The organism is Edwardsiella piscicida (assembly GCF_021733145.1).
GTDB classification, from domain to species: domain Bacteria; phylum Pseudomonadota; class Gammaproteobacteria; order Enterobacterales; family Enterobacteriaceae; genus Edwardsiella; species Edwardsiella piscicida.
Map to the genome: position 1 here is coordinate 345425 of NZ_CP090968.1, position 12518 is coordinate 357942.

5 protein-coding genes are annotated in these 12518 nt (G+C 50.0%); 4 read left to right on the forward strand and 1 reads right to left on the reverse strand.

Features of this window, described 5'->3' with window-relative positions; all coding sequences use genetic code 11:
* Positions 1-206 precede the first annotated feature (206 nt).
* Entirely contained in the window at positions 207-8294 is an 8088-nt protein-coding gene (locus L1P05_RS01565) for an Ig-like domain-containing protein (RefSeq protein WP_012847191.1), read from the reverse strand.
* A 222-nt stretch (positions 8295-8516) separates the two neighbouring features.
* Between L1P05_RS01565 and L1P05_RS01570 the strand changes: the two genes are divergently transcribed.
* Genes L1P05_RS01570 through L1P05_RS01585 form a run of 4 tightly spaced genes read left to right on the forward strand, consistent with a single transcriptional unit; the run spans position 8517 to position 12512 of the window.
* Positions 8517-8960 (forward strand): hypothetical protein, encoded by a 444-nt coding sequence (locus L1P05_RS01570; protein WP_034168126.1) that lies wholly within the window; start codon positions 8517-8519, stop codon positions 8958-8960.
* Complete coding sequence (locus tag L1P05_RS01575) at positions 8961-10061, forward strand: hypothetical protein (RefSeq protein WP_012847193.1); 1101 nt, start codon at positions 8961-8963, stop codon at positions 10059-10061.
* Positions 10051-11274: a TolC family protein gene (locus L1P05_RS01580; protein ID WP_012847194.1), complete on the forward strand. Its 1224-nt coding sequence runs from the start codon at positions 10051-10053 to the stop codon at positions 11272-11274. Before L1P05_RS01575 ends, L1P05_RS01580 begins: the two co-directional genes overlap by 11 nt.
* A 2-nt stretch (positions 11275-11276) precedes the next feature.
* Positions 11277-12512, forward strand: a complete 1236-nt coding sequence (locus L1P05_RS01585; RefSeq protein WP_014524164.1) for an HlyD family secretion protein — start codon at positions 11277-11279, stop codon at positions 12510-12512.
* The last annotated feature ends 6 nt before the right edge of the window (positions 12513-12518 follow it).

Below are 12518 nucleotides of genomic sequence, written 5' to 3' on the forward strand. Positions count from 1 at the left end.
CGAGAAAAAACGAATCCGGGCCTGAATACAGGCCCGGATTTTTTTTGCCATGTTGGCGCCCCCTGGCCTTAAGGCCCGTCGCCGAGGGCGATGAGATGAGAGACCGAGCGCTTGGCATGGGGAGGTCGATATACCCACATCAAACGCTCTGTCCGTCACACGCAGGCGGCGTTTACGCCGCTTGCGCCCGGGGCGTGACGGCGGTTCTATAGCTCATAATGCTCCGCCTCAACGTTAATGTGATCCGTCACAATTGCGCTCAGCGCCGCCATATCCTGCGCCTGATAATCGGTATGCGGCGGCGTGTCGCTGGTGCTTGCCTGGGTGAAGGTGCCGCTGGCGGTCGCCGTATTGCCCGCCGCGTCGGTCGCGGTGATGGTGTAAGGATTCTCGCCCGGTTTGACCTCCTGCGATGGCAGAGCGACCTGCCAGTTTTCACCGTCGATGCTGGCCTGATAGTCATGGCCATTCAGCGTCACCGTGATCTGTACGCTCTCCTGAGCGTCCACGGTACCTTTTAGGGTCACCGAGTCATCGAGGGTGTTGGCCTCAGCGTGCGCATTGGGCTGCGTGGGGGGAAAGGTATCGACGGTTAACTGATGGTGCAGCTGACTTGCGTTACCTGCCGCATCTTTAGCCGTAATCGTATAGTCATAGGTGGCATCGGTAAGGGGATGATCGACCGTCAGTTGCCACTTCCCGGCATCATCTGCCGTCGTGACATACTCTTTATGGTCAATGGACAGGGATATTTCAGCATGGGCTTCCGCGCTCCCGGAAAACGTCGGCGTATTCTGCTGGGTGATACCCTCGCTAAGCGCTCCGCCGTCGGCGTCGGGCACCAGCGCTCCCTGCAGAGGCTCAGGGGGACGGGTATCAATGGTGAGAGTGTGGGTGGTAAGCGCGGAGGTATTCCCCGCGACATCGCTGGCCTGCAGCGTGTAGTGGTAGGTGCCGTCGCTCAGCGACGCGCTCTCGGGCAGCGTAAAATACCATGCGCCGCGGTTGTCTGACGGGATCAGATAGGTCTTCTGGTTGAGCGTCAGCATGATCATGGCATTCGGCTCCGTGGTTCCATTAAATACCGGCGTGGCCACCGCGATGATATTGTCACCGTCCGGATCCACCAATGCGCCGCCGTCAGGCGCCGCCGGTGCCTGGGTGTCAATGGTGATGCTGCCCTGGGTCTGCGCGGATACATTCCCCGCCTTATCGCTGGCCTGCAGCGTATAGTGGTAGGTGCCATCGCTCAGCGCCGCGCTCTCGGGCAGGGTAAAGCGCCAGGTTCCATCATCCGCGGCAGAGAAGCGATAGGTCTGATTATTGAGCGTCAGCGCGATCGTGGCATTCGGCTCGGTGGTTCCATTAAACATCGGCGTGGTGACCGTTGTAATATTGTCGCCAACGGTGCCGCTATCCGACGTTGATGACAATCCTCCGCCCGGCGCCGATGGTGCCTGGGTATCAATGGTCACCTGCGCGGTGGACGAGCTGGTGTTGCCGGCGTTATCGGTAGCGACCACGTGGTAGTCGTGGCTCCCCTCGTCCAGAGGACGGGTAAGGGGAATGCGCCATTGGCCACTGGCGTCGGCCGTCGTCGTATACAGATTGCCGGCGATGGTCAGCGTAATCGTCGCATGGGCGCTGCTAAGCCCGATCAGCGTTGGCGTGGTGTTGTTGGTGATACCATCTCCCACCGTGCCACTGTCGCTCTCGCTGGCCAATCCTCCGCCCGGCGCCGATGGTGCCTGGGTATCAATGGTCACCTGCGCGGTGGACGAGCTGGTGTTGCCGGCGCTATCGGTGGCGACCACGTGGTAGTCGTGGTTCCCCTCGCCCAGGGGATGGGTAAGGGGAATGCGCCATTGGCCGCTGGCGTCGGCCGTCGTCGTATACAGATTGCCGGCGATGGTCAGCGTAATCGTCGCATGGGCGTCGCTCAGTCCGATCAGCGTTGGCGTGGTGGTGTTGGTGATGCCATCCCCCACCGTGCCACTGTCGCTCTCGCTGGCTAATCCTTGTACCTGCAGATGACAGGCACGGTCCAGGGTGAGACTGCCGGTAAGCGGCGCGGACTGATTACCGGCGACATCTTTAATCACGATCTGGTAGGGATGGTCGCCTTCACTCAGGGGCGTCGTCACGGCAAGCTTCCAGTGGCCGCTCTGATCGGCAACGGTACGGTAGGTTTTCCCATCGATGGTGACAATAACGGTGACCCCGGCGGGCGCGGAGCCCGAGAAATTGGGGGTGGCGTTGTTGGTGATGCTGTCCTCCAGAGTGCCTGAGTCACTGTCTCGATCCAGCCCCCCGGTCACTTGGCCGATCAACGCCTCGGTTTTTATTGTGAGCGCCCCCTCGACGGGGGTACTGCTGTTCTCTGACCGATCCGTGACCGATACCCTGTAGTCGTGCTCTCCCTCGCCCAGCGGGGTGGTTACGGTGATTTGCCAGTTTCCGGCATGATCGGCGACCGTCGTATAGTCGTGACCGTCGATGTGCAGGGTGACGGTGGCACCAGGCTTGGTCTGTCCGATAAAGGTGGGTTTGTCTACATTGGTGATCGCGTCACCGGATACGCCGCTGTCTGACGCCGCACTGAGCCGTACCGTGGTCGTCGGCGGAAGATCGTCGATGGTGAACTGTCCATTGATCGCGGCGGTGGTGCCTGCCGTATTGGTGGCGGTAATGGTATAGGCATAGTGGCCATTCGGCAGATCCGGTAAGTCCAGCGTCCATTCCCCCGTGGCCGACACGACCGGCGTATAGGAAATGCCATTCAGGACGATCGCGATGACGGCGCCAGGCTCGGTGATGCCCTTGAGCGTCTGATGATGATTATTGGTCCATCCATCAACCACATTGGGATCGGCCTGACTATCCAACCCACCATTTAAGACGAGGCTGGCGCTGTCTATCGTTACACTGCCCGATATCGTTGCACTGTTGCCCGCTTTATCGACGGTGGTGATCTGGTAATCGTAGGTACCATCGGCGAGGGCGCGTGGAACCGTAAACTGCCATTGCCCTGAGTCATCGGCGTTCACGGTATAGGATTGACCCGCTAGCGTGATGGTGACTTTCAAGCCGGGTTCCGTGGTGCCTTTTAACGTGGGGCGGTCTACGTTGGTAATCCCATCGCCCGCGATCCCACTGTCGCTCAGGGGATCCAGTTCGCCGGTTAAGGACGGCGGCGTGACATCGGGGATCATATTGATAACATAGGTGTTTTGAATACCATAGCTATCAGTGACGGTCAGCGACCAGTGCGTCGCTCCCAGCGCGGGGATGCCGGAGGGAAAGAGCTCCGGCGGCAGGTCTATCTTCCATGTGCCGTCGGCGTTAACGGTGGCCGTATAGGCCTGGCCATGCTCGGTGAGGGCGGAAAGGGTAATGGTATCGCCTGGCGTCCCATGGCCGATAAGGGGGGGGGAGGACGTGTTATAGAACACCTCGTTGACTTTATCGCTCTCGCCTCCTAAGTAATCTTCGTGGGTACCGAAGCTGACGAGCGGCGGCTGGACATGGCCGTTGCTGATGGTGCCGGTATATTGCCCGGTGTTCCCCGCGCTATCCGTGGAGGTAATGGTGTACTCATAGGATTGTCCCGGCTGCAGGTTGCTATCCAGGGTGATCGACCAAAAGCCATTGGCATCCGCGGTGGTGGTAAAGCGTTTACCATCAATGAGCACGGTCACTTCGCGGTGAGGCTCGACGTGCCCCTGCAGCGTCGGGTTAGGGTTGGTGGAGGCGCTGGGATCGTTCGGGGCCTGATCCTGCGTCGATAATCCTCCGCTCACCTCCGGTGGGGTGAGGTCGACGGTAAAGGTGCCGTTGAAGGTGGTGGTGTTTTGCCCCGCGCTCTCCGTCAGCTTGTAGGTGTACTCCCCCTCTGCCAGCGGGGCGCCGGGGAGCGGGAATGTCCATATTCCGTTGGCATTCACCGGGATATCGTATTCGCGTCCGGCAAACTCGATGCGCAGCGTCGATCCGATCGTCGCCTTGCCACTCAGCGCCGGGGCGGTATTGTTGGTGATATTATCGCCGGCAATACCGCTATCATCATTGAAATCCAGGTTCCCCGAGAGCATGGTGCGCGTAATGGTGGCCGTGTGGGTGGTTTCCGTGCCGAATTTATCCACCAATGTCAGGGTGTACTCGTGAACCCCAAAGCTCAGCGCTGCGTCGGCCGGCAGGGAGAAAGACCAATGGGTTCCGCCATCGGTAATGGTCAATGGATAGGTTTTGCCGCCGATCGTGATGGTGCCGTGGAGATTGTCCGAGGCGGCACCACCGCTGATGGTTCCCTGCAGCGTGGGGTTGGTGACCGAGGTCAGCTTATCGCCTTTGGTATCCGAGTCCGTCTCTTCGGAGAGTCCATCGGTAATGGTTAGCTTACGCTTGGCGATAAAAATGGCATCGACGGTGCCGGCGCTGTTGCCGGCGCTATCGGTCGCGGTGACCCAATATTTAATCTCCTGCTCTAGACCATTATCCAGGGCGATGCCATGCGGTAGCTGGAATCGCCAGGTGCCATCACTCGAGATATCCGTAATATCGTATATATTTCCATTGATACTGATGGTGAGTTTTACACCCGGTTCGGCCCAGCCTTTAATCGTTGGCGTAAGCAGATTCGTCCAGTATCTATCCTGTACCCCGGTATCATCGATCTCGTTCAGGGCGGCGTTGTTCATCCGCGGCGTGGAGCTATCAATGGTGATGTTTCCCTGGGTGGTGTTTTGATTCCCCGCGATATCCGTCATGATCACGGTGTAGCCTAGCGTGCCGTTAGGGAGCGTATGTGAAGGGCCTAAAAGCCAGTTGCCGTTTTGATCGGCCGTCGTCGTGAAGGTCACACCATCAATGATGAGGGAGACGGTGGCTCCCGGCTCGGTTTTACCGGTAAACTGGGGACGTCTATCCGAGGTGATCATATCCCCTTTAATATAACTGTCGCTTGCATCGGTTAATACAACCGTGGCACCGGGCGCGAGTGAGTCAATAAAGATATTGTTATTGATAGTGGATGATAATCCACTGTTGGGATCGGTGGCGACGACCGTATATCCATTGTGGCCTTCGTTTAACGGCTGTGAAATATCGATAGACCATGAGCCATCGGCCGCCGCAATCGTCGTATAGCTGTTGCCGGCAATGGTGAGTAATATCGTAACGCCGGGCGTTGCCTGACCCACGATTGTGGGTTTTTTGACATTGGTGATGCTATCGCCCTGGATCCCGCTGTCGCTATCGGGATCCAGTTGGGCTGAAACCTTAGGGGGCTGGTTGCCGGAGGGAATATAGGTAAACTGGCCTGTCACGGTCGATATATTCCCGGCGAGATCCTCCGCGGTTACCGTGTAGCTATTGGTGCCCGGTACGGCATCGCTCGGCAGCGTCAGCTGCCAGTTACCCAGCTCATCAACGGAGGCACTATAGCTGTGACCATTGAACTCCACGGTGACCAGGCTACCGGGTTCGGCTTTCCCGCTTAGCTTCGGCCTTATTTGGTCTGTGGTACTGTCATTATCCCCGGGGATCGCGCTGGTGAAATCAAGCCGTGCATCGACGTGTGACAGCGTATCGATAGTAAAATGATGTTCGGCAGTCGAGGTATTGCCTGCACTATCCGTCGTTTTTACCGTGTAGGTATAGGTACCGTCGCTCAGCGAATCCTTCAGGCTGATACTCCACATCCCATCAGCGTCGCTAGTTTGGCTATAGAGAGTATCGTTAAAGGTGATTTCAACTCGGGCGCCGGGTTCGCTATGTCCCGTCAATGTCGGCTTGACCACATTGGTAATGCCGTCCTGCGGGTCTCGACCGCTGTCAGATGCCTCATCCAGACCGGCGTCAGCCGGCGGCGGTGTGGTATCAATGACGAGGGTACCGTCGATCGTGGTCGTGCTTCCGGCGGCATTTTCAACGGTTATGGTGTAGTGATAGCTATCATCCGCCAAGGGTTCATCGATCGGTAAACGCCACTGGCCATCGGCCCCGACCTCAATACGGTATGCGTGATTATTGATGGTGAAGAGCAGCGTGGTATTCGGCGTAGCGCTGCCATGAAACGTTGGCTGATTGACGGCGGTAATTCCGTCACTCTGGCTGCTGCCGCTATCATCGCCCTCGGCGAGCGTCACCGTGACCTCAGGCGTGCGGGTATCAATGACTAACGTCATTTCTCCCGACGGTTTGCTGATATTACCGGCCTGATCTTCTGCGGAAACGGTGATGGTGTGGGTGCCATCGCTGAGGGTATCTAGGAGTAAATGCCATTCTCCCGTTTCATTGGCCTGCGTCTGATATGTCTTCCCATCGATGGTTACGTGGATAATCGCCAAGGGTTCGGACTGGCCGACCAATGTTGGGGTGGCCACATTGGTTATCATGTCATCGAGGCTGCCTGAGTTACTCTCATCGCTCAGGGTTGCCGTTGGCGGCTCTGGCGGCTCTGGCGGACTGGTGTCTAGCGTAAACTCGCCCTGATAAGGCGTGGAGAGTTTATTTCCGGCCGTATCGGAGACCGTCAGTTGATAGGGGTGCGTGCCATCGGCCAATGATAGGTTTTCGGGGATGGCCCAGGACCAGTGTCCATTTTCATCGGCCTTAACGGAATAGTGCTCACCGGCAAAGGTAATGGTGATCACGGCCAGAGGCTTAGTGTATCCAGTTAATACCGGATGGGCGTTATTGGTTATATTATCTGTCTGGCTGCTGCCGGAATCGCTGTCTGATGAGAGAGATGCCGTTATCGTCGGCGCTTGTGTATCAATGGTCAGGTTTCCGCTTTGACTGGATACGTTACCTGCAATATCGGTAATCTGAACAGTAAATTCATGATTTCCATCACCCAGTGCCGGGTTAATGGTTAACTCCCAGTTTCCCTGTGGATCGGCGATGATCTCATAGGCGTTCCCCCACAAGCGCACGATAATCGTCGCGCCGGGCTCCGTCGATCCGGTCAGCACCGGCTGAGTTATATTGGTCGTAAAATCACCGGCAATGCCGGAGTCCGTCGCCGCTGAAAGGGAAAATACGATGCCTGGGGCCGTAGTATCGATCGTTAATGTATTCTGTGTGGTGGTGCTATTGCCGGCCTCATCGGTGGCTGTAACGATATAGTCATAGCTACCGTCAGGCAGGTTGCTCGACGGTGAAACAGACCAGTTTCCCTCGGCGTCGGTAATGGTCGTCAGCGTGAGGCTGCCGATGACAACCTTAATGATTGCGCCGGGCTCCGCTGTGCCTAAAAGGATTGGCTTGGAATTATTGGTGATTGCGTCATTGGCTACCCCGCTATCGCTATCAGGATCTAACATGGCGGTCAATTCATCAATTTGACTATCGATGGTAATTTTTATCGTCGTGGTGGCGGTCTTGCCATTGCCATCGACGATATTGAGCGTCACATCATAGGCCCCGTCGGGAAGCCCCGGTTGAATTTGTAGTGCCCATTTCCCTTCACTATCAACCGTCAGTGGATAGGGGGTCCCATTAATCGTCAGCGTTGCCGTTGCGCCCGGCGTAGCATTACCGATGAAGGTCGGCGTAGTTAAATTGGTCAGCCCATCACCGATTTTGCCCGAGTCAGACTTTTCATCGAGTGCGCCAGAGATGAAGAGCGGAAGATCGGATAGCGCAGGTTTGGCCTCTACGTCATTTTGTTTACCCGATGCGTTCTCTGATGCAGAAGAGGAGGAGGACGAAAGCGGCGCCGGCGGGATAGGCGGTTTCGGCGGTGCTTCCTGGACATCCATCTCATGCGGCTTTAAATTTGTAGACAGCGTTGATTTCACCTTTTTATCAATGATTTCCTTTTGCTGTTCTACCTTATCCTTTTCTTTGACTATTTCGCGTAACGCATCCTCTTGTTTTTTGAGAAGCTCGTCATATTCACTGATCTTCTTTTGCAGGTTCTCCTGCTGAATTTTTTCTATCGCGGGTTCATCTACACCGGGAAGTTCTGAGAATTGTGCAGGGGTTTCACTCTCGGTGCTTTTGTCTTTATCTTCAATTTTATCAGCAAGGTATACGGTATCTAACCCTAGCTGTATGGTATTGATGGATGAAATAACCTGACTTTGGGTGATCTCACTCCCTGTAGTATCACTCAGCTTGATATTTCCAAGCACTAAATCAGTCAGCCCATCCTTTACCGTTGAAACACGGCCGTCGGCAAAGGTGATGACTAAATCAAAGCCACTTACTGTAAATGCTTTAACATTATCGATATGATTATTTGCAGTAGGGTTATTGTTTAATGTCGCACTCTTGCTATCTGTTGTCATGGACAACGCTCCCAGTGTCAGTGTGTTTTCAATATGTTATGGAGATAAACTGAGTCATATTTATCTAAAGGGGAATAATTCTACAGCCTATCAACAATTAAATGAATTGCACCAACCAACAATGAGCCAATAGTATTGTTAGCCAAGCCTATTATACTCACCCTGTTTTTATTTTATTGTTATTTTATGTCCATAGATTATTTTCATTGTTTGGATTTGGTGATGGAAGACAGTAGCGTTGATGACGATTTAGCACCGATGGTGGATGGATTGAGTGGCGCGCTATGTGCACTTATTTTAGTCTGTGTTGTCTTTATTATATCTGCTACTGATGTAATTACTGCATCCCGTAGTAATAATCTGAGTTTCCGTGACTCCACCGTGGACTTTAGTAAAAAGACTATTTTCTACAGCGGAGCTCTCTCTCTTTCTGACACCGATGTTTTAGATATTCGCGATGACTTCCTCTCTCAAAAGTATAGTGTGATAACATTTTACGGAGCTATATCTGATAAAATTTCAAGTCATTCTGAGAAGAATACATATAATCTTCTGAAATTATATGCGAAGTTGGAATTGCCTAAGGATATCGAGGTTAAATTTAAGCAGGGCGACGTTTCCTTGTGTGGGAATAGCTTGGCGTGTATCTATTGGAGTGCTAATTAAATGTATTGGTTAGGTTTGTTGTTTTATATCTTATCTGGTCTGAGCTATGTGGCTTTTCCTGCTGTAAAAAACATGGTCAATCAGGCTCTCCTTCTGGCACCACAGATTTCTTATGCGTGCGCCGTATTGTTTATTTATCCACTGGCTATTTTTCTCTGTCATCTGATTTTTAGGATAAAAAGTAAAAAATATTATTTGTTATTGGCAACACAGACAAAGCTTGCCGCGTCAATCGCTGTCTCATTAGGTCTTATTGGTACATTTATAGGACTTACCGATATGATATTGGCGATCTCCAGTTCACTGGGGGGCGATGGTAACCTCGCGACAAAAATGAATGCGATGATTTCATCGATATCAACAGCGTTAGGCGCGATGTCTTATGCCTTTCTTACCTCTATCGTGGGCGTATCTATTTCAGTCTTGCTGTTGATTAGCTTGAGCTTTTGGGCTTTCTATTATAAGTCGGAAAAGGAAGATGACAGTAAACCGGAGAGAGAGCGCTCTCTAGAGTTGCAGGAGCTATTGAAACGAATATCAGTTATTGAGTCTGTGAATGTCAATATTGCCAATAAATTAATCGCTATCCCAGAAAATACGCAACTGACTGAGATGTTAGCTAAAAATAGTGCGGATATGGTGATGCATCTGGGAAAAATTGAAGAAGGCCTACAAACCATTGGCCATTCGATAAAAAAAGTTGGTGAAGAGAATATCGAAAAATCGAGTCATATGTTAGAGATCTTATCGGGTATTGAAGGTAATGGCATTTCTACCGGTAATAAACTTGAACGCTGCATTGAGCGCCTGAGTGAATTTAACATACAAATGAATGTTCAGCGGATTATGTTTAAAGAGCATTTTGAGAATGTTTGTGATTCAGGGATAAGTAATGCTAAGAGTATCAATGAAATGCTTGCTGCCCAAGCAACTCAGACAAACCTGTTTAAGGAACATTTTGAATTTGTTCAGAAAATGAGTCATGCAAATCATGAACAACTTAAAAACATTATCGACTCTCAAGCCAACTATATTAATGAACAGGGAAGATTTAAAAATAAGTTAAAAGATGTATTGAAGGTAATTGCAAATGAAAATTAAATCTCTAGCTATTATCCTATGCGCTATTATTGCGAGCCCATTTGCTCAGGCAAAGCAGGCGACTGAGAATTACGTTGATTTTATTAATAGCGTCTATGACCAGTCTGATATGATTCATATTAAAATATTAGAGCTAGAGTCTGAGTTGCTGCGCTCTAAACAAACTAATTTTTATTATTCACCCAAGGTTTCGGCAGAAAGTAAGTATAAAACAGATAACTCGCGCGGGGAGATATTTGACTCTAAGGTGATGGTGAATTCACTTATTTATAGCTCATCGCTTCCTGAACGCTTTAAAGAGAAGGATAGCCGGATCCGCAGCGCCGAGCTTGGATTGTTAAAAGAAAAAGAGAATTTATACAAGTCAACAATGGAGAATCTTGTTGGCATTAAATATTATAGTGATTTAGATCTCAAGGCACAAAAGCTAGAGAGAGAGGCGATTAGTTTATATAACCAAATAGAGGGGCGGTATCTTTCAGGCATTGCCAAGGCCAGCGACGTAGAGCAAGCCAAGTTGCTTATTCAGAGAATAAAAACAGAGTCGGAGGGCATTAACAAAGAGATTGAACTGCTGAAGGCAAACATAGAGCTGTCTACGGGGATTCAATACCCCGCGCAGGGAGTTTATTTGCCAGACACTATTCTGAATAAAATTAATAGCTATAAGGCGGATGAAAAGAAAATATATAACAATCTTGATTATCAGCTTATTGGTGAACAAGCTGAATCGGCAAAGTTTAACGCTCAGCAGCAAGATAATTTAATGCAGCTTAGTTTGGTTGCTGAAGAGCGTTATAATAACCGGCGGCGCGTTGATAATGATTCTTATGCTGGTATCCAAGTATCGGTAAATGTGTTTGATCTTGATCGGAAAGTGGCTAAGCAGACGGGCATGAAATCATATGAAGTGCTGAAAAGACGCATGGACTTTAAATATAAAGAGTCGATGGCGAAGATCAGGACACTGCAGCTGACGTCAAACTCCAATCAAAAAGAAATAAAAGGAATGGAGGATCAGCTTAATACGACAAGTATTATTATTGCCAATCAAAAGCAAGAGTATAACATATCACAATCTTCATATTATGAAATGCTTAATACCCAGTATGATTATTTTTCGTTAGAACGAAGGATTACGGATATGAAGATTAGTGAGACGATCAATAAAATATCTTTATTGCAGGTTACTGGAAATCTATTAAGCCTATAAAAATGAGTGATAGCATAATTTCTCGTAAGCTTATGATTTTATTGGGTGTAATGCTGGTGCTTGTTTTTTATATCTGCATTGCCAAAATAGACATTGTAACGCCTGGCACCGGTGTTATTACTGGCGCCGCTGATAAGCTTGTTATCGTGAGTCCTGACTCAGGGTTTATTAATAAGTTCGATCTCAAAACGGGGTCTTTAGTTAAACAAGGAGATATTTTATTTTCTTATACCAATCTTGAGGTGTTTCATCAAGAGAAGACCCTGAATGAATTAGTCTTGTTTGCTGATACGCGCATCCATAATCTAGAAGAGGATCAGCGATTACTCAAGATGATATTAGATGGCAATGTCTCTAAAGAGAAAGGATTTTCATCCCAGAATACCTCTATTCCAGTACAGGAGTTAAGTGCGTTTAAGTTGCTTAATGAATATTTTTCCCTTAAGAATGAAGAGGATAATCTAAAACTTCGCGAGCAAAAAATGTTGGAGGAAAAGGATGATCTTAATCATCGAGTTCTTCTTCTGAAGAGGAAGGGAGGCCTGTTGAGATCGGCAAAGGCTCCTGAGATCGAGATTATAAATAATCAATCGGAAGTTAGTCAGATTATCTCTCAGATAACATCTGGAGACATTAGCTTGCTCTCATTGCAGAATGATATGAAGGCGGCCAGCAACAGGTTTCGCAGCAGCGTTCTTGAGCAGCTAAATAATAATTCTGATCAGCTTCAGGTGCTGCGTAGAGAGCGCCTTGAAAATATTGGCCGCCTTGAGTTGTTAAGAAGTAAAATCATAGCAAATAGCGTTGTATCACCGATTAATGGCGTCGTTCTGAGTATTGAGCGGAATTTTGATAAAGGATCCTATGTTGAAAATTCACAGCCTGTAATGACGATCAAGAAAAATAATGAAAATAAGGTGATTGATGCAAAAATTTTATCAAAATACAGGCCGTTTATATATGCAGATGCCTCGGTGAAGATTGTTATAAACTCACCAGGGTATAAAAATAATATAAATGGTCACATTGCTAAAATTAGCGCCGATTCTTTTTCTGATGATGAGGCGAGAGGCGGTGAGCGCTATTATAAAGTAGAGATTAAACCTGATGATAAGGCCGTGGTTCCTCCTGAGCTTGAAGGCGTTCAGGTTAATGTTTATGCATTAAGCAAAAAGATAACTCTGCTGAATTATATGACGGCATTGGTCGGTGATAACATAACCTTTAATGTTTGGTGATATTGA